The sequence below is a fragment of the Sphingomonas sp. SP2 genome (assembly GCF_058313385.1).
Genome location: NZ_JBZFLD010000001.1, coordinates 1403764 through 1424335, shown reverse-complemented (window position 1 = coordinate 1424335; position 20572 = coordinate 1403764). Strand labels below are relative to the sequence as shown.

Here is a 20572-nt window from a genome sequence, read left to right as displayed (position 1 = left end):
CAGGGGAGGTGTCGCCGCAGGCGACGGAGGGGTTTGGCCCCGCGGCCCCGACCCCTCAGTCAGCTTCGCTGCCAGCTCCCCTGAAGGGGAGCGGCGTTCTTGCCCTCCTCCTCCTCTCCGCCTGCGCCAACGCCGCCGACCTTCCCGCCGGCCCTGCCCCCCTCGACCCGATCGCCTTCTTCACCGGCCCGACCAGCGGCACCGGCATCCTCGACCCCATTGTCGGCAAGTCCGCGCGGGTGACCGTCCGCAGCGAAGGCGTGCTGCGCGGCGACACGCTGACGCTCACCCAGCGCATCAAGGAAGGCGACAAGAAGGAGCGCACCCGGCTGTGGACCATTCGGAGGCTCCCGAACGGCTACCTCTCCACCCTGACCGACGCCAAGGGCATGGTGACGGTCGAGACCAGCGGCCCGCGCGCGATGATCGGCTACGTCACGCCGGGCGGGATCCGCATCCACCAGGAGCTCGCCCTCCAGGCCGACGGCCGGACCGTGCTCAACCGGCTCACCGCCTTCAAGTTCGGGATCCGCGTCGCGGTCCTCGAGGAGACCATCCGCAAGCCCCTTGCAAAGTAGGATTTCGACTGATTGGCTGTTTGCCGTCATCGGAGCGCATTTATCGGGCTCCGGTAAGGGGAAGGAGCGTGACGATCGGACCGCGGACTATGTCAACTTCGTCAACTTCGCCGCGCATCGCCGAACGCGCCGCCTAGCTTTCGCCGCTTTTTTCCGTTAACCGCCCGCCACTTCCGCCATGGCTACTGTTCTTCCCACCCCGCCGCGCGTCGGCATGGTTTCCTTGGGCTGCCCCAAGAACCTCGTCGATTCCGAGCGCATCCTCGGCCAGCTCCGTTCGGACGGCTATCAGATGAGCCCCGACTATCAGGGCGCCGACGTCGTGCTGGTCAACACCTGCGGCTTCCTCGACAGCGCCAAGGAAGAAAGCCTCGAGGCGATCGGCGAGGCGCTGGCCGAGAATGGCCGGGTCATCGTCACCGGCTGCATGGGCCGCGAGGCCGAGGTCATCCGCGAGCGCTTCCCCAACGTCCTCGCGATCACCGGCGCCCACGCCTATGAGGATGTCGTCGCCGCGGTCCACGAGGCCGCGCCCGCGCCGCGCTCGCCCTATCTGGACCTCGTCCCCAGCGCGACGCCCAACCTCAAGCTGACCCCGCGCCACTACAGCTATCTGAAGATTTCCGAGGGCTGCAATCACCGCTGCGCCTTCTGCATCATCCCGCAGATCCGCGGCGACCTCGTCAGCCGCCGTCCCGACGCCATCCTCCGCGAAGGCGAGAAGCTCTTGGCGCAGGGGACCAAGGAGCTGCTGGTCATCAGCCAGGACACCAGCGCCTACGGCCTCGACCTCAAGCACGCCGCCTGGCCGTGGAAGGGCGGCGAGGTCCGTGCCCACATGACCGACCTCGCCAAGGCGCTCGGCGAATTGCGGGCGCCCGACGGGTCGAAGCCGTGGGTCAGGCTCCACTACGTCTATCCCTATCCGCACGTCGACCGGGTCATGCCGCTGATGGCCGAGGGGCTGGTCCTCCCCTATCTCGACATTCCCTTCCAGCACGCCAGCCCCAAGGTGCTGAAGGCGATGCGCCGCCCCGCCAACGAGGCCCGCGTCCTCGAGCGGCTGGTCCAGTGGCGCCGCGACGTGCCCGACATCGCCATCCGCTCCTCCTTCGTCGTCGGCTTCCCCGGCGAGACCGAGGAGGATTTCGAATATCTCCTCCAGTGGCTCGCCGAAGCCCGGCTCGACCGCGTCGGCGCCTTCCGTTTCGAGCCCGTCGAGGGCGCTCCTGCCAACGACCTTCCCGGCCACGTGCCGGAAGAGGTCAAGGAAGAGCGCTACCGCAGGGTGATGGAGCTGACCGCGCGCATCTCGGCCGAGAAGCTCGCCGCCAAGGTCGGCAGCGACATCGACGTCATCATCGACGCGGTCGATCCCGACAGCGGTGGCGCGACCGGCCGCTCGAAGGCCGACGCGCCCGAGATCGACGGCGAGGTCCACCTGCGCGACGCTGGCCATCTCGTTGCCGGCGACATCGTCCGGGTGACGGTCGAGGAAGCCGACGAGCACGACCTCTTCGGTGTTCCCGTCGGGCACGAATAGGCTAGAGCGGCAGGATGACCGATTTTGCCGCTCTCCTCCGACCTGACCGTGGCGAGGCGGCGCGTCCGCTCCACCTGATCGACGCGCAGCTCTTCCCCGAATGGCTGAAGGCCCATGCCGGCACCCGCCGCGCGCTGATCGAGGCGGGGCGGTTCGAGGCCAAGGCCGGCCAGCTGCTCGTCATCCCCGGCAACGGCGCTGGCGACGAGGTCGAGGTGCTGGTCGGGGTCGGCAAGCTGTCGGCGCTCACCCCCTGGTGCCTCGCCGCGGCCGCCGACCGCCTGCCCGAGGGCAGCTACCGGATCGCGGGCGACGTCCTTCCCGGCACCGCCGCGCTTGGCTGGCTGCTCGCCCAGCATCGTCTTACCCGCTTCAAGAGCAAGCCCGAGCCCGCCGTTGGCCCTCGCGTCCTGCTGAGCCCCGAACCGGCGCGGATCGAGGAGATGGTCCGGCTGGCCGAGGCGACCGCCCTCGTCCGCGACCTCGTCGACACGCCCGCCGGTGACCTCGGTCCGGCCGAGCTCGAGCGCGAGGTGCGCCAGTGGGCCTCCTCCGCCGGGGTCGAGGTCGAGGTCACCAAGGGTGACGCCCTCGAGCAGGGCTTTCCGATGATCCACGCCGTCGGCGCCGCCGCCACTCCGGCCCGTGCGCCGCGGCTAATCGAGGCGCGCTGGGGCGATCCGTCGCATCCGCACATCGCCATCATCGGCAAGGGCGTGGTGTTCGACAGCGGCGGCCTCGACCTCAAGCCCGCTGCGGGCATGCGGCTGATGAAGAAGGACATGGGCGGTGCTGCCCACGCTTTCGCGCTGGCCCGGCTGATCGTCGCCGAGCGCTGGCCCGTCCGCCTCCACCTCCTCATCCCTGCGGTCGAGAATGCCGTCTCGGGCGGCGCCTTCCGGCCGGGCGACGTTCTGGTCAGCCGCGCCGGGCTCAAGGTCGAGATCGACAATACCGATGCCGAAGGGCGCCTCGTCCTCGGCGACGCCCTGACCCGGGCGGGCGAGGAGAAGCCCGAGATGGTGGTCGATTTCGCGACGCTGACGGGCGCGGCGCGGGTCGCGCTCGGTCCCGACCTCCCGGCGACCTTCAGCAACGACGACGATCTTGCCGCCGAGATGCTCGCGGCCGGCACCGAGCTCGGCGATCCGCTGTGGCGGCTGCCGCTGTGGGACGGCTATGACGAGATGCTCAAGAGCGACCTCGCCGACCTCAGCAACAGCGCAGATTCGCCATTTGCGGGAACGATCACCGCCGCGCTCTTCCTTCGCCGGTTCGTCCCTGAGGGCGCGAAGTGGGCGCATCTCGACACGTTCGCCTGGCGCCCGGCACCGCGTCCGGGGCGGCCGAAGGGCGGCGAGGCGCTCGGTTTGCGGGCCGTCCATGCCGCGCTCGCGGGCCGCTATCGTCGTAAGTAGCAATCGTTTTTTCGAGAAACGCGACTCGCCAGCGCAACATTTCTGTTCCTCGCCGGTTAACCGGTCACGCTAAGCAGGCGAGGAGTTTCCAGGCCAATGAGCGATGCTTCGCTAAGCGGGTGGATGAGGGCCCTGGTCGGTTATGTCCGATCGGGAGAACCCGATTTGACCAACCGCCAGATGGCCCTGCTGATGATCGTCTATCTGACGCCGGGCCCGCATACCGTACGAGGACTTGCCCGAGTCCTCGGTGTTTCCAAACCCGTCGTGACCCGTGCCTTGAACACGCTGGGTGCGCTCGGCTATCTGCGCCGCGAACGAGACCAGGACGACCGCCGCAACGTGTTCGTCGTCCGGACCAGCAGCGGGGCGGAATTTCTTGAAGGGTTCAAACGCAATATCCGGGGCAGCGAACGCGGCGGAGACCGCGACTCCGAACGCCGGCCGGCCCTCGGCCAGCTCGCTCACGCCCATCGCTGACACGCCGCCGGGCGGTTATCCGCTCGCCGGCCCCTCCAGCCACCCCGACCCACGCACCCATGCCTACCGGCAGGACCTCGCCGATGTGGCGCTGGCGGGGACGGTGATCGCCTCGCATTATGCGGTCCCGCTCCCGGTCGCTCTCGAACAGCCAGCGACGCTCCACGCGGCGGCGGACGAGGGCTCTGAGGTGCTTGGGCAGCTCGAGGCCGGGTCCGAGATGCGGATCCTCGACAAGCGCGGCGATTGGGCCTGGGGCTATGCGGGTGAACGCGTCGGCTATGTGCGCGCGCAGAAGCTTGCCTGAATGAAGCGGCTGCTGGTCCTCCTGATCCTCGCCGTCGGCGCAGCGCTGGCGGCCCCCACCCTCCTCTGGTGGTCGGGCGGCGCGGCCAAGGACACGACGATCACCGTCGAGGAAGGCGCGACGCTTACCAGCCTCTGCCCGGGCCTTGAACGCAAGGGGCTGATCAGCGGCAATTGCACGACCTACCGCCTCTTCGCCCGGCTCCTGGGATCGAAGGACGGCATCCAGGCCGGCGAGTTCGACATTCCCGCGGGCACCAGCAACGCGGCCCTCCTCGACATCCTCCAGCACGGCCAGCCGGTCCAGCGGCTGGTGGCCATTCCCGAAGGCATGCCGAGCATCCTCGTTCAGGAGAAGCTCGCCGCCCTTCCCGACCTCACCGGCGACGCGCCGCTGCCGGGCGAAGGGAAGGTCCTGCCCGACAGCTACAGCTTCCAGAAAGGCGAGAGCCGGGCCGCCGTGGCCGGGCGGATGACCGCCGCGATGGACAAAGCGCTGGCGGCGCTGTGGCCCGAGAGGAAAATCGGCAGCTGCCCGGTCGCGACGCCAGAGCAGGCGATCATCCTCGCCTCGATCGTCGAGAAGGAGACTGGCAAGCCGTCCGAGCGGCGCGCGGTGGCCGGCGTCTACTGCAACCGGCTGAAGATCGGGATGAAGCTCGATGCGGATCCGACGGTCATCTATCCGGTGACCAAGGGCAAGCCGCTCGGCCGCCGAATCCTTCGCTCCGAGCTCAATGCCGACACCGGCTACAACACCTATCGCCGGGCAGGGCTGCCGGCCGGCCCGATCGCCAATCCCGGCCGCGACAGCATCGCCGCGGTGCTCGATCCCGAGCCGCACAAATATCTCTATTTCGTGGCCGACGGCACGGGCGGGCACGTCTTCGCGGCAACACTGGACGAGCATAATGCCAACGTCCGCAAGTGGTTCGCCATCCGCAAGGCACGCGGAGAAATGTAAGGCCGCCCCTGCTTCGGCAGGGACGGCCTCAACCTGTCAGCGCGAGACTGTAACTGGCCCCTGCATCGCAGGGGCGCGATCAGTCGACGGCCTTCATCACCAGGCTGGCATTGGTGCCGCCGAAGCCGAAGCTGTTGTTCAGCACCGCCCGCACCGGCCGCTCGCGCGCCACGTGGGGGACGAGATCGACGCCCTCGGTGCCCTCGTCCGGCGTATCGAGGTTGAGCGTCGGCGGGACGATCTGGTCGCGGATCGCGAGGATGCAGAAGATCGCCTCGACCGCGCCGGCGCCGCCGAGCAGGTGCCCGATCGCCGACTTGGTGCTGCTCATCGACGCGCCGCCGAGGTCGTCGCCGAGGACTCGCTTCACAGCCGCCAGCTCGATCGTGTCGGCCATGGTCGAGGTGCCGTGGGCGTTGACATAGTCGATGTCGCCCGGCCCGAGGCCGGCCTTGCGGAGCGCCATGCGCATGGCGTTCTCGGCGCCGCGACCCTCGGGGTGCGGAGCCGTCACGTGATAGGCGTCGCCCGACAGGCCGTAGCCGACGACTTCGGCATAGATCTTCGCGCCGCGTGCCTTGGCATGCTCATATTCCTCGAGCACCACGACGCCCGCGCCCTCGCCCATGACGAAGCCATCGCGGTCCTTGTCATAGGGCCGGCTGGCCTGTTCGGGCCGGTCGTTGAACGAGGTGGCGAGCGCCCGTGCCTGGGCGAAACCGGCGATGCCAATCGGGCAGATGGTCGATTCGGCGCCGCCGGCGAGCATGATGTCGGCATCGTCGTCGCGGATCATCCGCGCGGCGTCGCCGATGGAATGGGCGCCGGTCGAGCAAGCCGTGACGACCGCATGGTTGGGGCCCATCAGGCCATATTTGATGGAGACCTGGCCCGAAATGAGGTTGATCAGGCGGCCGTGCACGAAGTGCGGGCTGACGCGGCCCGGGCCCTTCTCATGAAGGACGAGGCTCTCGCTCTCGATTCCCGGGAGTCCGCCGATGCCGCTGCCGATCGACGTGCCGGCACGCAGCTTCATCTCTTCAATCATGTCGGTGAGGCCGGCATCCTCGAGCGCCTGGCCGGCGGCATCGAGGCCGTAGACAATGAACGGATCGACCTGGCGCTGGATCTTGTGATCGACGCGCTTGCCCGGATCGAAGCCCCACTCGTGACCGGCGGGCTTCACCTCGCAGGCGATGGTGCACTTCTGGTCGGACGTGTCGAAGCGGGTGATCGGCCCCGCCCCGCTCTTTGACGCAAGGATATTGCGCCAGCTGGTCTCGACGTCGGCCCCCAGCGGGGTGACGAGTCCAAGTCCGGTGACGACAACACGCCGCATCGCAATCTCCTTAACGCAGAACAGGCCCGGCAAGGTGCCGAGCCTGTGGTCTGCCAACAGTTCGTCGGTTCTGGCTCAGCCCTGGTGCTGATCGATATAGTCGATCGCGTCCTTGACGGTCGTGATCTTCTCGGCCGCATCGTCGGGGATCTCGACGCCGAATTCCTCTTCGAACGCCATGACCAGCTCGACGATGTCGAGGCTGTCCGCGCCCAGGTCGTCGATGAAGCTCGCTTCCTCGGTCACCTTCTCGGCTTCGACGCCGAGGTGCTCGACGACGATCTTCTTCACCCGCTCAGCAGTCTCGCTCATAGTCTTCCCTTCCTGTGTGTATTTGGCCAACGCGTTAGCGAGGCGCCAATCGCTTGCCAAGAGTTTCAGGGAGGACCGAGTTGATGAGCCGGACCGAGCGCGCGCTCACCCCGGGCGAAATCGCGATGGCCCGTTCCCTGTTCGGTGACGGGATCGACTATTCGCGGGTGCGGCTCGTGCGGGGCAAATGGTGGCCATTCCAGCCCAAGGGCATCGTGATGGCGCCGACCGGCAACATCCACTTCCACCCCGAGGACGAAAACTGGCGAGCGGATTTCAGCGCCGCCGACTGGAGCCTCCAAGGCCTCTTTATGCACGAGATGACGCATGTCTGGCAGGCGCAGCGGAGCGGCCGCTTCTACCTGCCGCTGATGCGGCATCCCTTCTGCCGCTATGCCTATCAGTATCGCGAGGGCCGGCCTTTCCTCCGCTATGGACTCGAACAGCAGGCCGAACTCGTCCGGCACGCGTTTCTCCAGCGCCGCGGCTTGCGGCTGGTCAGCGGCGCACAACTTGCTGACATCGAGGCAATTCTGCCATTTCGCGAGGCCTGAATCGCCTGTCGCGCTTCTGCAACACCGTTGCGCTGAAGTAATCAAATTGGCGCGCGAAGGCTTTCGTGCGGCCGCGATTGAAGGTTAGTTTCTCTTCACAACGATTTGTGGGGGAAGATTATGCGCCTTACCTTGATCAATCGTAGCCTGCTCGCAAGCGCCGCCGTCTTCGCGGTCGCGGTTCCAGCCGCGGCGCAGACCACGCAGGAGAGCGTGGCGCAGGCGGCCACCTCGACCGTCGCCGATCCCTCGCCGGACGAGGACGAGCGGACGCTCGGCGACATCGTCGTCACCGCGACCAAGCGCGCCTCGACGGTGCAGGACGTCCCCTTCTCGATCAATGCGCAAACGCAGGAAGACATCCAGCGCGCCAATGCCCGATCGATCGAGGACATCAGTCGCAACGTTGCCGGCCTCCAGGTGCAGAACCTCGGTCCGGGGCAAAGCCAGGTGAGCGTCCGCGGCGTGTCGGCCGGGCAGATCGTCCGTGACCAGCCGGGCGTGAAGGAGCAGGTCGGCGTTTATCTCGACGAGAGCGTCGTCTCGCTGTCGTTGTTCACGCCCGACTTCGACCTGTTCGACCTCAACCGCGTCGAGACCCTGCGCGGGCCGCAGGGCACACTGTTCGGATCAGGCAGTGTCGGCGGCACCATCCGCTACATCACCAATCAGCCCAAGATCGGCGTCAACGAGGGAATGGTCGAAGCCAACCTCAACACGCTGACCGACGGCGGCAATGGCGGTCATTTCAAGGGCATGGTCAATGCCGCGATCAGCGACACCGTGTCGCTCCGCGCGGTAGGCTACTACACCAAATATGCGGGCTTCGTTGACGCCGTCGGCCCGGCGGCCGGCAAGGACGTCAACGACGGGAAGCGCGCCGGCATGCGCCTGTCGCTGCTGTGGCAGCCCTCGCCCTTCGTGAAGATCACCCCGCGCTACGTGCTGCAGAAGGTCGAGGCCGACGGCTTCAACCGGCAGGAGATCTTCAATCTCTATTCGAACCGGTTCACGACGCCGTCGCGGACCTTCGACGAGCGCGAGCAATATCTGCTGCTGCGCGAGAAATTCTCGGACAAGACCAACCTCTTCGACCTGACCGCATCGGTCGACGTCGGCCCGGTCGAGCTGACCTCGATCACCAGCTACATCGACCGCGAGATCCTGGTCAGCCGCGACGCGTCGGCACTGACGGGATCGGTGTCGGTCGATCTCGGCTACCCGACCGCGGCGGTGAACCTGCCGTCGAACCTTCGCGACACGACCAAGCTTGGTCAGTGGAGCCAAGAAATCCGCGCCAGCTCGACCGGCACCGGGCCGTTCCAGTGGGTGATCGGCGGTTTCTATTCGAGCGTCGATCGCGAGTATAAGCAGCGCCTGCCCACCCCGGGCTATGACGCCTTCACCGATGCGACCCTGGGCGCTGGAACGGCTGCTGCGACGGCCAACGGCTTCCCGGCCAATTCGCCCTATAATTCCGACCTGCCCTACGACATCGAGCAGAAGGCGGTGTTCGGCGAAGCGAGCTATGACTTCGGGCAGGTGAAGCTGACCGCGGGCGGGCGCTATTATGACTTTAGCGAAAGCCGCGACTTCATCTCGGGCGGTCTCTTCTCGAACGGCGACCGCCGGCTCGACGACCGGACCAGCTCGAACGGCTTTAGTCCGCGCGCCATCCTGACCTGGGAACCGAACCGCAATCTGTCGGTCAACGTGCAGGCGGCGAAGGGCTTCCGTCTCGGCGGGGTCAACGATCCGCTCAACCTGCCGCTGTGCAGCCCGAGCGACGCGGCGCTGTTCGGCGGCTTCCAGAATTACGACGACGAGACGCTCTGGAACTACGAAGCCGGGGTCAAGTACAGCAAGGGCCCGATCACCTTCAACGCGGCGGGCTTCTACACCGACATCAAGGACCTCCAGGTCACGCTCGATGCGGGGAGCTGCTCGAGCCGGATCGTGTTCAACGTCGACAAGGCGCACACCAAGGGTGTCGAGGCCGAGCTCAACATCCGGCCGATGCGGGGTCTCGACCTGAGCTTTGCCGGGAGCCTCGTCGAAGCCGAGTTCGACACGACCCTCCCGGGCGTGCTCGCCGGCGCGACGGGCATCCGCAACGGCAATCGCCTGCCGAGCGTGCCCAAATATCAGTTCGCGACCTCGGCGACCTACGGCACCCGCCTCAGCGACAATGCCGAATGGTTCGTCAGTGCGAGCTGGCAGCGGGTCGGCAACCGCTACACCCAGCCCGCCGACCAGGAGAACAACCCGCGGACCTTCATCTCGGGCCTTCCGTTCAACGGCGCGACCGGGACCGGGGCGACGGTCGTCGACCTGCGGCTGCCGCACTATGACCTCGTCAACCTGTCGGGCGGGATCGACTTCGACAACGGGCTCGGCGTGCAGGTCTACGTCAACAATCTGTTCGACGAGAATGCGCTGCTGTCGTTCGACCGCGAACGCGGCGGCCGGGCGCGGCTCGGCTACAATATCGGGCGCCCGCGCGAAATGGGCGTGACTCTGCGGTGGAAGTTCCAGTCGGGCCGGGAAGAAGAGGCTGCGCCGCCGCCCCCGCCGCCTCCGCCGCCGCCGCCTCCCCCGCCGCCGCCGGCCACGCAGACCTGCAGCGACGGGTCGGTGATTCTCGCGACGGATGCCTGCCCGGTCGCGCCGCCGCCGCCTCCGCCGCCGCCGCCGGCACCCGAGCGGGGATGAGCGAGAAGGACCATGAGGTCACGGTAACGCGCCGCTCGCTCCTCCTCGGAGCGGGCGGCGCTGCCGTTTCGGGGCCAGCGCTTGTCCGAGCGCGAAGCCTGGGTTCGGCCCTGCGGGTGGCGGTCATCGGTGCGGGTGTCTTCGGCACATGGACCGCCGAGCAGCTTCGCCGCCGCGGCGCGCGCGTCACGCTGGTCGACGCCTGGAGCCCCGCGCACAGCCGGGCGAGCTCGGGCGGCGAATCGCGAATGACCCGCGCCGGCTACGGCAAGGACGCGATCTACGCCCGCATGGCGCTCGCGAGCCTAGGGGAATGGCGCAAGCTCAGCTCTGTTTCCGGTCTGCCGATCCTGCACGACCATGGCGTCCTGTTCTTCTTCCAGGGCGACAATCCCTATCTTGCCGACAGCCTCCGGGTGCATCGGGCGCTCGGCCTCGACACCGTCGCCATGACCGCCGCCGACATGGCGCGGCGCTTTCCGATGATCGATTTCGCCGGGGTCACGGCGGGAATGTTCGAAGCGCGGTTCGGCGCGCTGATGGCCCGCCGTGCGGTGCAGACGCTCGTCGAGCGCTTCGCCCGCGACGGCGGGATCCAGCAGACGATGGCGATCGTCCCGCCCGCGGAAGGAAGCGCGCGGCTGAGCCACGTCCGCAATGCTGCGGGTGCCGCGATCGAGGCCGACCTGTTCGTCTTCGCCTGCGGGCCATGGTTGCCGAAACTGTTTCCCGCGCTTCTCGGCGGGCGGATCGTTGCGACACGGCAGGAGGTCTTCACCTTCGCGCCCCCTGCCGGAAGTCTCGACTACCAACCCGGCCTGATGCCGGGCTGGGCGGACTTCAATGGCGGGGACGTTTACTATGGTTTCCCAGACCTGGAGGGCAAAGGGGTGAAGTTCGCGCACGACGCGCATGGGGCCGATGTCGATCCCGATCGGCAGGACCGGCGGTTCACCGACGCCGCGCTGGCCGAAGTGATCGCCTTCCGCGATCGCCGTTTTCCGGGACTGCGCGGGGCGCCGCTCGCGACGGCGGAAGTCTGCCAATATGAGAATAGCTCGAACGGCGACTTCCTGATCGATCGCCACCCGCAGGTCGGCAACGTCGTCCTTGTTGGCGGCGGATCGGGGCACGGCTTCAAGCACGGCCCCGAGGTCGGCCGGATCGCGGCCGAACTGGCGCTGGAGGGGAAGAGCCCGGACGCCCGGTTCAGCCTTGCGACGAAGGGCCGCGTTCAGAAGCGCGAGGTCATCTGAGGCGGCCTGCGCAAAGCAGGCGCGCCTCGGACTGACGAGGGAGTGACCCCCGGCCGTCGCCGGGGATCCGGTCAGTCGGCCTTCTTGGCGACGCCGACGAGCGCCGGACGAAGCAGGCGGTCCTTGAGAACGTAGCCGGCCTGCATCTCCTCGACCACGGTGCCCGGCTCGGCATCCGAGACGATCTCGATCATCGCCTGGTGGCGGTTGGGATCGAGCGGCAGGCCCTTCGCTTCGACCCGGCTGACCCCGTTGCGGCCGAACACGGCGTCGAGCTCGCGGGCGGTGGCCTCAATGCCCTCGATGAAATTCTTGAGCTCTCCCTCGCGGGCGCCGGCGGGAATGTGCGCCAGCGCGCGGTCGAGATTGTCCTTCACGCTCAGCATGTCGCGGGCAAAGCCGGTGTTGGCGTAGGTCACGGCCTGCGCGCGCTCCTGCTCGGCGCGGCGGCGGACATTCTGCACCTCGGCGGCGGCGTAGAGCGACTTCTGTTCAGCCTCCTCCAGCTTCTTCTGGAGCTCGGCGAGCTGGTCATGTTCCTGCAATTCGGGGCTGTTCTCCGCCGTCTCCGCGCGGATTTCCTCGGCCTCGTCGTGAAGCTTGTTCATTCCTATCCCATCAATCTCGTGAGTGCTTGCGCCGTATAATCCACCATGGGAACGATCCGCGCATAGTTCAACCGCGTCGGCCCGATCACCCCTACAACGCCAACCACCTTGCCTTCGCTCCCGCGATAGGGAGCGGCGATGACGCTCGAGCCCGAGAGCGCGAACATGCGGTTCTCGGAGCCAATGAAGATGCGGCAGCCCTCGCCCTCCCGGGCGCTTTCGAGGAGCCGGACGATTTCCTGCCGATCCTCAAGTTCGTCGAGCAGGCGGCGGACGCGTTCGAGATCGGCGGCAGCGGCTTCATCGAGGAGATTGGCCTGCCCGCGGACGATCAGCACCGGCCGCGAGGGCCCGTCGTCGCGCCATTCGGCGAGCCCGGTCGCGACCAGTTCGGCGGCGGCCCGGTCGAGCGCGGCGCGATGCTCGTTGATCTCCTGCCGGAGCCGCGCTTCGGCCTCGCCGAGCGTCAGGCCGGAGAGCCGGGCGGTGACGTAATTGGCGACCTCGGCCAGCGCCGGGGCAGTGGTGCCCGGCGGAAGGTCGACGACGCGATTCTCGACATTGCCGTCCTCGCCGACGAGGACGGCCAGTGCCTGCCCCTGCCCCAGCGGCACGAAGGCAAGCTGGCGAAGCCGCCGCTCTATCTTGGGCGAGACGACGACGCCGGCGCAGGCCGACAGGCCCGAGAGCGCGCCGATCGCACTGGCGAGCGCCTCGTCGAGCGGACGATTGCTGACCTGCGCCTCGATCGCGGCGCGCTCTTCGGCGCTTGGCAGGTGCGTCTGCATGATCCCGTCAACGAACAGCCGGAGCCCGCTTTCGGTAGGCACGCGCCCGGCGGAGGTGTGGGGATGGGTGAGGAGCCCGCGATCCTCGAGCTCGGCGAGGACCGAGCGGATCGAAGCGGGAGAAAGATTGATCGTTCCGACGAGGCTCTTCGACCCGACCGGGCTGCCGCGCTGGAGATAGGCCTCGACCACCGTCCCGAAGATCGCGCGCATGCGGTCGGTCAGTTCGGGAAGAGGCGGCTGCATGAGCGCGATGTAGTGGCCCTCGCCGTCCCGCTCAATTGCGATCGTCTTTGGCGACTGGGCGGGGCCGTGCCTCGACTTCGCGCGGCACTAACGGGTAAGGGCGTGCCAAATCATCACCAGGAGATCAGACCCATGCGCCCCAGCGGCCGCGCCCCCGACCAGATGCGCACGCTTTCGTTCGAACCCGGCTTCACCAAGCATGCCGAAGGTTCGTGCCTCGTCAGCTTCGGCGAGACGCGCGTGCTGGTGACGGCCAGCCTCGATGAGAAGGTCCCGCCTTTCCTGCGCGGCAAGGGTCAGGGCTGGGTCACCGCCGAATATGGCATGCTGCCGCGCGCGACCCACACCCGCGGCGCGCGTGAAGCGGCCAAGGGCAAGCAGTCGGGCCGCACCCAGGAAATCCAGCGCCTGATCGGCCGCTCCCTGCGCGCCGTCACCGACCTTAGCCTTCTCGGCGAGCGCCAGATCGTCCTCGACTGCGACGTCATCCAGGCCGACGGCGGCACCCGCACCGCGGCGATCTCCGGCGCCTGGGTCGCGCTCCGCCTCGCGATTGACGGGATCATGGGCAAGCTCTCGGCCGACCCGCTCCAGCGGCAGGTCGCGGCGGTAAGCTGCGGCTTCCACGACGGCACCGCCGTGCTCGACCTCGACTATCTCGAGGATTCCAACGCGGGCAGCGACGGCAATTTCGTCCTCACCTCCGACGGCGCCATCTGCGAAGCGCAGCTGACTGCCGAGGGCGCGACCTTCGACGAAGAGGGCCTGCTGCGCCTCCTCCGCCTCGCGCGGATCGGCTGCGACCAGATCTTCGAGGCGCAGCGCAAGGCTACCGGCCGGTGAACGCGGTCGGGCCTCGCCTCGTCATCGCGACGCACAATGAAGGCAAGCTGCGCGAGATTCGCGCGCTCGTCGCCCCGTTCGGGATCGAGTGCGTCGGCGCGGCCGAGCTCGACCTCCCCGAGCCCGAGGAGACCGGCACCAGCTTCGTCGCCAATGCCGAATTGAAGGCCCGCGCCGCCGCCGACCAGACCGGCCTCCCCGCTCTGTCCGACGACAGCGGCCTCAGCGTCGATGCGCTCCACGGCGAGCCCGGGATCCACTCGGCCCGCTGGGCCGAGGATGAGAGCGGCAAGCGCGACTTCGGTTTTGCGATGGAGCGGGTCGAACGGGCCCTCGCCGACGCCGGACCCGAGGCTGGCCGCGACGCGCATTTCACCTGCGCCCTCACCCTCGCCTGGCCCGACGGCCGCACCGAGAGCTTCGAGGGCAAGGTCTTTGGCCACCTCGTCTGGCCTCCGCGCGGGGAGAATGGCTTCGGCTATGATCCCGTCTTCGTGCCGCACGGCCATGAGGAAACCTTCGGCGAGATGGACCCCGAGGCGAAGCACGCCATGAGCCACCGCGCCAAGGCGTTCGAGCAGCTGGTCGGATGGCTGAAGAGCTAGCCCTCTACATCCACTGGCCGTTCTGCGTCAGCAAATGCCCCTATTGCGACTTCAATAGCCACGTTCGCGATTCGATCGACCAGCAGGCTTGGCGCAAGGCCCTGCTCGCCGACCTGGCGCATGAAGCGCGGCTGCTCCCTGGGCGGCGGCTGACGAGCATCTTCTTCGGCGGCGGCACGCCCTCGCTGATGGACCCGGCGACGGCCGAGGCGCTGATCGCCGCGGCTTGCGAGGCCTGGCCGGCGGCGGACGACCTCGAGGTGACGCTGGAGGCCAATCCTTCGTCCGTCGAAGCGGCGCGGTTCGCCGATCTTGCATCGGCTGGGGTCAATCGGGTCAGCCTCGGCCTGCAATCGCTGGACGACCAGGCGCTGGCCTTCCTGGGCCGGGCCCACGGCGTCGACGAGGGACTGGCCGCGCTCGAGGTGGCGCAGCGCCATTTCGGGCGGGTGACCTTCGATCTCATCTATGCCCTGCCGGGGCAGAGCGCGGCGGCGTGGCAGGCGATGCTCGGGCGGGCGCTCGGGTTCGGCACCGGGCATCTGTCGCTTTACCAGCTGACGATCGAGCCGGGCACGCGGTTCGCGGCGCTTCATGCCGCGGGGAAGCTCGAGCCGCTCGACGCCGATGCGGCGGCCGACCTGTTCGAGATGACCGCCGCAATGACGGAGGAGGCCGGTCTTCCCGCCTACGAGATCAGCAATCACGCGCGGCCGGGCGAGGAGAGCCGCCACAACCTGACCTACTGGCGCTACCGGGATTATGTCGGGGTCGGGCCCGGAGCGCATGGCCGCAGGCTGGGGCTTCGCACGGTGCGGCATCGCAAGCCCGAGAATTTCCTGTCAGGCCTCGCCCGCAACGGGCACGGGATGGTCGAGGAAGCGCCGCTCAGCCCGGTCGAGGCCGCCGACGAGGCGCTGGTGATGGGCCTGAGGCTGGCTGAAGGGATCGATCCCTCCGCCATCGCGGCCCGCTTCGGGCTGCCGACGGTGATCGACGAGGATAAGGTGGCGGCGCTGGTCGGGTCCGGTCACCTCGAATGGGCAGGCAAGCGGCTCCGGACGACCGCGGCGGGCCGCCTGCTCCTCGATACGATCCTTGGAATGGTCGCGGCGGATCAGCCGCCTTCGGCCGTCACCCGCTCCGCATAGCTTGCGACATAGTCGCTGATCTGCGATTCGGCGTCGCTTTCGGCCGGCTTGCGCGGGCGCCCGTTACGGACGTCGATCGCGACCAGCGCCGACTTGAACGTGTCCATCTGCGCCGCGCATGTCGCCTTGGCCATCGGCGCGAAGTCGGCCGCCGACTTCTTCTCGTCCTTGGCCTTAGTGACCACGGTGCGAAGACAGCCGACGAATTCCTTGCGCTGGGCCGAGCCATCGGCCGGTGCCGCGGCGGCGGCCATTACGAACAACAACGTGAGCATCCCCTCAAGCTCCCCTCAAGTTATTGTGAGGGCAGGATGACTCTCGAGAAGGGCCTTGGCTAGCCCTTTTTCGCGGTCGTTCGGGGGCTCAGAACTGGGTCGGCGCGGGCGAGACGACGGTCGATCCGCTGGCGGTCACCTGACGGACCTCGAAAGCGCGCTGGGCGACATTGTCCGAGCGGAAGCGGAAGATGCCGTCGACCCCGTCGAAGCCCTCGCGATCGTCGATCGCGCCGAGCGGGAAGCGGCGACCGGCGGGCCAGTTGCGCGCGGCGCGGACGCTTAGCAGCACCGCGTCATAGCCGAGGCTCGCGATGCGCGGCGGGGTCGCGCCGCCGTACCGCGCCCGGTAGCGCTGGACGAACTGGGTCCACCGACCCTGCGTCGGCGCGGCATACCAGGCCCCGCGCATGCGGGCGGTACCGCCGAGTTCGGTCGAGGCCCATAATTCGGTACCAAGGATGCGCGCACCGGGGCGGACCGCGGGAGCGGCGAGCGCCGCGATCCGGCCGCCGTCGGCAAGCAGCACCGCGTCATAGGGGCGGCTGGAAAGGCGCGCTGCGGCAGCGCGTGCAGCCTGCGGGGTCGCATAGGTCTCGATGCCAGCAACCTGTCCGCCGGCACGCTGGACGGCGGCAGACAGCGCCTGCGCCGAACGCTGACCGTAGGTATTGGCAGGCACGACTGCCGCAAAGCGCCGGGCACCCGAGGCGGCGGCATGCGCAACGACCCGGTCGACGGCCTGGCTGGGCGTGAAGCCGAGGATGTAGGTGCCTTGCGCTGCGGCGCTGACGTCGTTGCTGAAGGCGATGACAGGAACCCGCGCGCGCTGGGCGACGGGAGACACCGCGCGGACGTCATCGGCAAGGAGCGGGCCGAGGATGAGGTCGTTTCCCTGCCCCAGAGCCCGCGCCGCGGCGGCCGCTGCGCCGCCTTCGGCCGTGTCGAACAAAGTCATTTCGAAGGCGGTGCTCTTGGTATCGAACATCGCCAGCCGGGCGGCATTGCCGATCGCGCGTCCCACCGCCGCATCCGGGCCGCTCAACGGCACCAGCAGCGCGACGCGGTTGGTCTTCCCCTGTCCGGGGCCTGGGCGCGAGGACGGTCCCGTCGCGCAGCCGGCAAGCAAGGCGGCAGCGACCGTTGCAACCAGAAAATGACGCCGGCCTTGTGCCGAACGGTGTGAGGATGCCATGACCGATCCGCTTCCCATGTCCACGCCCCTGCCTCCTGGCCTCTATATCGTCGCGACGCCGATCGGCAATCTTGGCGACTTCAGTCCCCGTGCCGCCGCGACCCTCGCGGGCGCGTCGCTGGTGCTTGCCGAAGACAAGAGGGTGACCGCCCGGCTCCTGTCGCACGCCGGCATTTCGGTGCCGATGCGGACCTACAACGATCATTCGGATGCCGCCGACCGGAGCGCCATCGTCGACCGGCTGGCGGGTGAGGCGATCGCGCTGGTGAGCGACGCCGGAACGCCGCTGATCAGCGATCCGGGCTACAAGCTGGTCCGCGAGGCACGCGCCGCGGGACGTGATATCTTCGGCATTCCCGGACCCTGCGCCGCCGTCGCCGCGCTGACGCTGGCCGGCCTGCCGACAGACCGCTTCCTGTTCCTCGGCTTCCTCCCTCCCAAGGAGAAAGCCCGGGCCGACACGATCGCCGAAGTCGCCGCGGTGCGGGCGAGCCTCGTCCTTTACGAAAGCGGGCCGAGGCTCGGCGCGACCCTCGCCGCGCTGGCAGCAGGCCTGGGAACGCGCGATGCCGCGGTCGCCCGCGAACTCACCAAATATCACGAGGAATGCGTCACCGGTACGCTCGAGGAGCTGGCGGCCACCTACGCGGAACGCGAACCCAAGGGCGAGATCGTCGTCGTCGTCGGCCCTCCCGCCGAAGCGCCTCCGCCGACCGCCGACGACCTCGACGAAGCGCTGCGGGCGGCGCTCGCGGCAGGCGAGTCGCCGAGCCGGGCGGCGGCTCAGGTCGCGCAGAAGCTTGGGATCAAACGGAAACTCGTTTACGATCGCGCGTTAGAGCTCGCCAGATGATGCTTCTTACCGCCCTCCTCCTTGCAGCGCAGCCGGCCACCAAGAGCCGGACGCCCGTCCGTGCACGCCGTCCCGCCGCGACCGTCACCGCCCCGCCGTCGGCCGACTGGCTGATGGGTCTGTGGGTGGCGGACTCGGCCAAGGGCGAGCAGATGGAGGGCTGCGCCGAATGGACCGCCCTCTTCTTCCAGGCCGACGGCCATTACCTCCACGGCCAGGCGACCGGCCAGTGGAGTGTCGAAGGTCCACGGCTGGTGCAGAAGGAAATCACCTTCACTCAGGAAGGCGGCGGTGACGAGGAAGAGAGCGTCGGCGATCCGGTGACGAGCCGGATCCTGCGACTGTCGAACGACCGGATGCGGCTGGTCGACGATGCCGGCCGCGGGACGCTCTACCTGCGCTGCCCCAAGCCGGAGACGCCCCTCGCGCGCTGACCGGGCCAAGGCGGAACGACGCGGCCGCCGCGCCGAAGCGCTGGCGGCAACCTATCTCAGGCTCAAGGGCTGGTCGATCCTCGGCACAAGAGTGAAGACCAAGGTCGGCGAGGTCGATCTGGTGGCGCGGCGCGGCTCGGTACTGGCGTTCGTCGAGGTGAAGGCCCGCGCGACCGACGAGGCGGCGGACTGGTCGCTCGACCGGCATCGTCTTCGCCGGGTGGCCGACGCGGCCAATCTGCTCCTGCCGCGTTTTCTCGGGGATGCCGACACCGTCCGGATCGACGCCATCTTCATCGTGCCGTGGCGCAAGCCGCGGCACCTCGTCGATGTCTGGCACGGATGACAGCAGCCGGGCACCGCACTAAGGCGGCGGCCTGCGTTCACCGGGAGCCTTCATGACCCTCACTGTCGCGGTCCAGATGGACCCGCTCGAAGAGATCAACATTGCCGGCGATTCGACTTTCGCCCTGATGGTCGAGGCGCAGGCGCGCGGGCACCGGCTGTTTCACTATGCGGCCGATCAGCTGAGCTACGAGGACGGCACGCTCCGGGCCAAGGCTCGCGAGATCACCGTGCAGCGGGTCGAGGGCGATCATTTCAGCGCTTCAGCGCCGCGTGACCTCGATCTTGAGACCGAGGTGGATGTCGTCCTGATGCGGCAGGATCCGCCGTTCGACATCGCCTACATCACCGCCGCGCATCTGCTCGAGCGGCTCGAGGGCAGGACATTGGTCGTCAACGACCCCGCCAACGTCCGCAGCGCGCCCGAGAAGATGTTCGTGCTCGATTTCGCACAATTCATGCCGCCGACGCTGATCACGCGCGACATGGACGCCCTTCAGGCGTTCCACACCAAGCATGGCGAGATCGTCCTCAAGCCGCTTCACGGCAATGCCGGAGCGGCGGTGTTCCGGATCAGCCGGGACGGGACGAACCTTCGGGCGCTCGCCGAACTCTTTTCCGAAACCTGGCGCGAGCCGTTCATTGCGCAGGCCTTCCTCCCGGCGGTCAGCGACGGTGACAAGCGGATTATCCTGGTGGACGGTGAGCCGATCGGAGCAATCAACCGGGTCCCGGGCAAGGGCGAGATCCGTTCGAACCTCGCAGCCGGCGGCTCTGCCCACCAGACAGCCCTGACGGCGCGCGAGCGCGAGATCTGCGCCGCGCTCGGGCCGGAACTACGCCGGCGCGGACTGCTGTTCGTCGGCATCGACGTCATCGGCGGCATGCTGACCGAGATCAACGTGACCTCGCCGACCGGCCTCGTCGCGCTCGATAAGTTCGAGGGGATCAACAGCGCGGGCCCGATCTGGGACGCGATCGAAGCCAAGCTTGAAGGACAGAACGCGCGTGGGTGACTGGGTTGTCCGGATGATCGAACAGTCGGGCTACCTCGGCGTCGGTTTCCTCATGTTCCTCGAGACGGTTTTTCCGCCGATCCCGTCGGAGGTGATCATGTCGGTCGCGGGCGTGACGGCGGCCAAGGGGCAGATGTCCCTGCCCCTCGCGATTGCCGCGGGAACGTCGGGGGCGATGCTCGGCAACATCGTCTGGTATCTCGCCGCCCGCGCGCTCGGCATCATCCGCCTGAAGCCCTTCATAGACCGCTACGGCCGTTGGCTGACGATGGACTGGGCTGAGGTGCAGCGCGCCGAACGCTGGTTCCGGCAGAACGGGACCTTCTTCGTCTTCCTCGGGCGGATGCTGCCGACGGTGCGGAGCCTCGTCTCGGTCCCGGCGGGTCTGCTGAAGATGCGGTTCAAGACCTTCTTCATCGCCTCGACCATCGGAACCGCCGGCTGGACCGCCGCCCTCGCCTATGCGGGCTACTCGCTGCGCGAGCGGTTCAACGAGGTCGACGACTGGATCGGCCCCGTCAGCAACGCGATCCTGGCGACGATGATTCTCGGCTATCTCTGGCGGGTCATCCGTTATCGCCCGGCAAATCGATCCGGGACGGATTGAAAGACGAGGGAAAGCCGCGAGGACTTTTCCACCGTTTCAGATCTTTAGCGTCTCGTTTACCGGGCCGGGCGACATGGGTCAGGTCGAGGCGATCGGGTAATCCCCACAGCCCGCCCGCCTCGACAAACCTCCCCCCTGAAACCA

23 protein-coding genes are annotated in these 20572 nt (G+C 68.1%); 17 read left to right on the top strand and 6 right to left on the bottom strand.

Features of this window, described 5'->3' with window-relative positions; all coding sequences use genetic code 11:
• Positions 1 to 8: 8 nt before the first annotated feature.
• From AC4GYU_RS07335 to mltG, 6 genes are all read left to right on the top strand, one after another.
• Positions 9 to 578 carry a DUF3833 family protein gene (locus AC4GYU_RS07335; protein ID WP_491086236.1) on the top strand — a complete coding sequence of 190 codons (570 nt, stop codon included), beginning with the start codon at positions 9 to 11 and terminating at the stop codon, positions 576 to 578.
• 178 nt (positions 579 to 756) lie between these two features.
• Entirely contained in the window at positions 757 to 2121 is a 1365-nt protein-coding gene (gene rimO, locus AC4GYU_RS07330) for a 30S ribosomal protein S12 methylthiotransferase RimO (protein WP_491086235.1), read from the top strand.
• Between the two features lie 14 nt (positions 2122 to 2135).
• A complete protein-coding gene (locus AC4GYU_RS07325) occupies positions 2136 to 3539 on the top strand; it encodes a leucyl aminopeptidase family protein (RefSeq protein WP_491086234.1) in 1404 nt (467 codons plus the stop codon).
• 96 nt (positions 3540 to 3635) lie between these two features.
• On the top strand, positions 3636 to 4019 hold the full coding sequence (locus AC4GYU_RS07320) for a MarR family transcriptional regulator (RefSeq protein ID WP_491086233.1): 384 nt from the start codon (positions 3636 to 3638) through the stop codon (positions 4017 to 4019).
• Between the two features lie 85 nt (positions 4020 to 4104).
• Positions 4105 to 4326 carry an SH3 domain-containing protein gene (locus tag AC4GYU_RS07315; RefSeq protein WP_491086232.1) on the top strand — a complete coding sequence of 74 codons (222 nt, stop codon included), beginning with the start codon at positions 4105 to 4107 and terminating at the stop codon, positions 4324 to 4326.
• On the top strand, positions 4327 to 5289 hold the full coding sequence (gene mltG / locus AC4GYU_RS07310; protein ID WP_491086231.1) for an endolytic transglycosylase MltG: 963 nt from the start codon (positions 4327 to 4329) through the stop codon (positions 5287 to 5289).
• Positions 5290 to 5368: 79 nt separating this feature from the next.
• Here the strand turns inward: mltG and fabF are convergent, their stop codons facing one another.
• Both fabF and AC4GYU_RS07300 read right to left on the bottom strand, forming a co-directional pair.
• Positions 5369 to 6628: a beta-ketoacyl-ACP synthase II gene (gene fabF / locus AC4GYU_RS07305; protein ID WP_491086230.1), complete on the bottom strand. Its 1260-nt coding sequence runs from the start codon at positions 6626 to 6628 to the stop codon at positions 5369 to 5371.
• Between the two features lie 75 nt (positions 6629 to 6703).
• A complete protein-coding gene (locus AC4GYU_RS07300; RefSeq protein WP_029940227.1) occupies positions 6704 to 6940 on the bottom strand; it encodes an acyl carrier protein in 237 nt (78 codons plus the stop codon).
• Positions 6941 to 7023: 83 nt separating this feature from the next.
• On the opposite strand from AC4GYU_RS07300, the gene AC4GYU_RS07295 reads away from it, so the two are divergent.
• From AC4GYU_RS07295 to AC4GYU_RS07285, 3 genes are all read left to right on the top strand, one after another.
• On the top strand, positions 7024 to 7494 hold the full coding sequence (locus AC4GYU_RS07295) for a vgr related protein (RefSeq protein ID WP_491086229.1): 471 nt from the start codon (positions 7024 to 7026) through the stop codon (positions 7492 to 7494).
• Between the two features lie 120 nt (positions 7495 to 7614).
• Positions 7615 to 10206 (top strand): TonB-dependent receptor, encoded by a 2592-nt coding sequence (locus AC4GYU_RS07290; RefSeq protein WP_491086228.1) that lies wholly within the window; start codon positions 7615 to 7617, stop codon positions 10204 to 10206.
• Positions 10203 to 11462, top strand: a complete 1260-nt coding sequence (locus tag AC4GYU_RS07285; RefSeq protein WP_491086227.1) for an FAD-dependent oxidoreductase — start codon at positions 10203 to 10205, stop codon at positions 11460 to 11462. The genes AC4GYU_RS07290 and AC4GYU_RS07285 overlap by 4 nt, the downstream gene beginning before the upstream one ends.
• Positions 11463 to 11533: 71 nt before the next feature.
• Here AC4GYU_RS07285 and grpE read toward each other — a convergent pair whose 3' ends face one another.
• Together grpE and hrcA are read right to left on the bottom strand one after the other, a co-directional pair.
• The gene (grpE, locus tag AC4GYU_RS07280) at positions 11534 to 12070 is read right to left on the bottom strand and encodes a nucleotide exchange factor GrpE (protein WP_491086226.1); all 537 of its coding nucleotides are present in this window, start codon (positions 12068 to 12070) and stop codon (positions 11534 to 11536) included.
• 2 nt (positions 12071 to 12072) lie between these two features.
• On the bottom strand, positions 12073 to 13104 hold the full coding sequence (gene hrcA / locus AC4GYU_RS07275; RefSeq protein WP_491086225.1) for a heat-inducible transcriptional repressor HrcA: 1032 nt from the start codon (positions 13102 to 13104) through the stop codon (positions 12073 to 12075).
• Positions 13105 to 13236: 132 nt separating this feature from the next.
• Here hrcA and rph point away from each other — a divergent pair, with 132 nt between their 5' ends.
• From rph to hemW, 3 genes are read left to right on the top strand one after another with little or no spacing between them, the layout of a single operon-like run.
• Positions 13237 to 13947, top strand: coding sequence for a ribonuclease PH (gene rph / locus AC4GYU_RS07270; RefSeq protein WP_491086224.1), 711 nt, complete (start codon positions 13237 to 13239; stop codon positions 13945 to 13947).
• Positions 13944 to 14552, top strand: a complete 609-nt coding sequence (gene rdgB / locus AC4GYU_RS07265; RefSeq protein ID WP_491086223.1) for an RdgB/HAM1 family non-canonical purine NTP pyrophosphatase — start codon at positions 13944 to 13946, stop codon at positions 14550 to 14552. Before rph ends, rdgB begins: the two co-directional genes overlap by 4 nt.
• Positions 14537 to 15703 carry a radical SAM family heme chaperone HemW gene (hemW, locus tag AC4GYU_RS07260; protein WP_491086222.1) on the top strand — a complete coding sequence of 389 codons (1167 nt, stop codon included), beginning with the start codon at positions 14537 to 14539 and terminating at the stop codon, positions 15701 to 15703. Before rdgB ends, hemW begins: the two co-directional genes overlap by 16 nt.
• Here the strand turns inward: hemW and AC4GYU_RS07255 are convergent.
• The gene (locus tag AC4GYU_RS07255) at positions 15670 to 15978 is read right to left on the bottom strand and encodes a hypothetical protein (RefSeq protein WP_491086221.1); all 309 of its coding nucleotides are present in this window, start codon (positions 15976 to 15978) and stop codon (positions 15670 to 15672) included. The genes hemW and AC4GYU_RS07255 overlap by 34 nt on opposite strands.
• An 88-nt stretch (positions 15979 to 16066) precedes the next feature.
• The gene (locus tag AC4GYU_RS07250; RefSeq protein ID WP_491086220.1) at positions 16067 to 17173 is read right to left on the bottom strand and encodes a penicillin-binding protein activator; all 1107 of its coding nucleotides are present in this window, start codon (positions 17171 to 17173) and stop codon (positions 16067 to 16069) included.
• A gap of 16 nt (positions 17174 to 17189) precedes the next feature.
• Here AC4GYU_RS07250 and rsmI point away from each other — a divergent pair, with 16 nt between their 5' ends.
• Genes rsmI through AC4GYU_RS07225 form a run of 5 tightly spaced genes read left to right on the top strand, consistent with a single transcriptional unit; the run spans position 17190 to position 20428 of the window.
• The gene (rsmI, locus tag AC4GYU_RS07245; protein ID WP_491086895.1) at positions 17190 to 18026 is read left to right on the top strand and encodes a 16S rRNA (cytidine(1402)-2'-O)-methyltransferase; all 837 of its coding nucleotides are present in this window, start codon (positions 17190 to 17192) and stop codon (positions 18024 to 18026) included.
• Positions 18023 to 18460 (top strand): hypothetical protein, encoded by a 438-nt coding sequence (locus AC4GYU_RS07240; RefSeq protein WP_491086219.1) that lies wholly within the window; start codon positions 18023 to 18025, stop codon positions 18458 to 18460. Before rsmI ends, AC4GYU_RS07240 begins: the two co-directional genes overlap by 4 nt.
• Positions 18399 to 18806: a YraN family protein gene (locus AC4GYU_RS07235; RefSeq protein WP_491086218.1), complete on the top strand. Its 408-nt coding sequence runs from the start codon at positions 18399 to 18401 to the stop codon at positions 18804 to 18806. The genes AC4GYU_RS07240 and AC4GYU_RS07235 overlap by 62 nt, the downstream gene beginning before the upstream one ends.
• Positions 18807 to 18858: 52 nt before the next feature.
• Entirely contained in the window at positions 18859 to 19821 is a 963-nt protein-coding gene (gene gshB / locus AC4GYU_RS07230) for a glutathione synthase (protein ID WP_491086217.1), read from the top strand.
• On the top strand, positions 19814 to 20428 hold the full coding sequence (locus AC4GYU_RS07225; protein ID WP_491086216.1) for a DedA family protein: 615 nt from the start codon (positions 19814 to 19816) through the stop codon (positions 20426 to 20428). The genes gshB and AC4GYU_RS07225 overlap by 8 nt, the downstream gene beginning before the upstream one ends.
• Positions 20429 to 20572: the final 144 nt, after the last annotated feature.

Excerpts from the sequence above, each read along its gene's own strand:
- rimO (WP_491086235.1), top strand. The coding sequence starts at position 757 with ATGGCTACTGTTCTTCCCACCCCGCCGCGCGTCGGCATGGTTTCCTTG.
- AC4GYU_RS07325 (WP_491086234.1), top strand. The coding sequence starts at position 2,136 with ATGACCGATTTTGCCGCTCTCCTCCGACCTGACCGTGGCGAGGCGGCG.
- AC4GYU_RS07320 (WP_491086233.1), top strand. The coding sequence starts at position 3,636 with ATGAGCGATGCTTCGCTAAGCGGGTGGATGAGGGCCCTGGTCGGTTAT.
- mltG (WP_491086231.1), top strand. The coding sequence starts at position 4,327 with ATGAAGCGGCTGCTGGTCCTCCTGATCCTCGCCGTCGGCGCAGCGCTG.
- fabF (WP_491086230.1), bottom strand. The coding sequence starts at position 6,628 with ATGCGGCGTGTTGTCGTCACCGGACTTGGACTCGTCACCCCGCTGGGG.
- AC4GYU_RS07300 (WP_029940227.1), bottom strand. The coding sequence starts at position 6,940 with ATGAGCGAGACTGCTGAGCGGGTGAAGAAGATCGTCGTCGAGCACCTC.
- AC4GYU_RS07295 (WP_491086229.1), top strand. The coding sequence starts at position 7,024 with ATGAGCCGGACCGAGCGCGCGCTCACCCCGGGCGAAATCGCGATGGCC.
- AC4GYU_RS07290 (WP_491086228.1), top strand. The coding sequence starts at position 7,615 with ATGCGCCTTACCTTGATCAATCGTAGCCTGCTCGCAAGCGCCGCCGTC.
- AC4GYU_RS07285 (WP_491086227.1), top strand. The coding sequence starts at position 10,203 with ATGAGCGAGAAGGACCATGAGGTCACGGTAACGCGCCGCTCGCTCCTC.
- grpE (WP_491086226.1), bottom strand. The coding sequence starts at position 12,070 with ATGAACAAGCTTCACGACGAGGCCGAGGAAATCCGCGCGGAGACGGCG.
- hrcA (WP_491086225.1), bottom strand. The coding sequence starts at position 13,104 with ATGCAGCCGCCTCTTCCCGAACTGACCGACCGCATGCGCGCGATCTTC.
- rph (WP_491086224.1), top strand. The coding sequence starts at position 13,237 with ATGCGCCCCAGCGGCCGCGCCCCCGACCAGATGCGCACGCTTTCGTTC.
- hemW (WP_491086222.1), top strand. The coding sequence starts at position 14,537 with ATGGCTGAAGAGCTAGCCCTCTACATCCACTGGCCGTTCTGCGTCAGC.
- AC4GYU_RS07255 (WP_491086221.1), bottom strand. The coding sequence starts at position 15,978 with ATGCTCACGTTGTTGTTCGTAATGGCCGCCGCCGCGGCACCGGCCGAT.
- AC4GYU_RS07250 (WP_491086220.1), bottom strand. The coding sequence starts at position 17,173 with ATGGCATCCTCACACCGTTCGGCACAAGGCCGGCGTCATTTTCTGGTT.
- rsmI (WP_491086895.1), top strand. The coding sequence starts at position 17,190 with ATGTCCACGCCCCTGCCTCCTGGCCTCTATATCGTCGCGACGCCGATC.
- AC4GYU_RS07240 (WP_491086219.1), top strand. The coding sequence starts at position 18,023 with ATGATGCTTCTTACCGCCCTCCTCCTTGCAGCGCAGCCGGCCACCAAG.
- AC4GYU_RS07235 (WP_491086218.1), top strand. The coding sequence starts at position 18,399 with ATGCCGGCCGCGGGACGCTCTACCTGCGCTGCCCCAAGCCGGAGACGC.
- gshB (WP_491086217.1), top strand. The coding sequence starts at position 18,859 with ATGACCCTCACTGTCGCGGTCCAGATGGACCCGCTCGAAGAGATCAAC.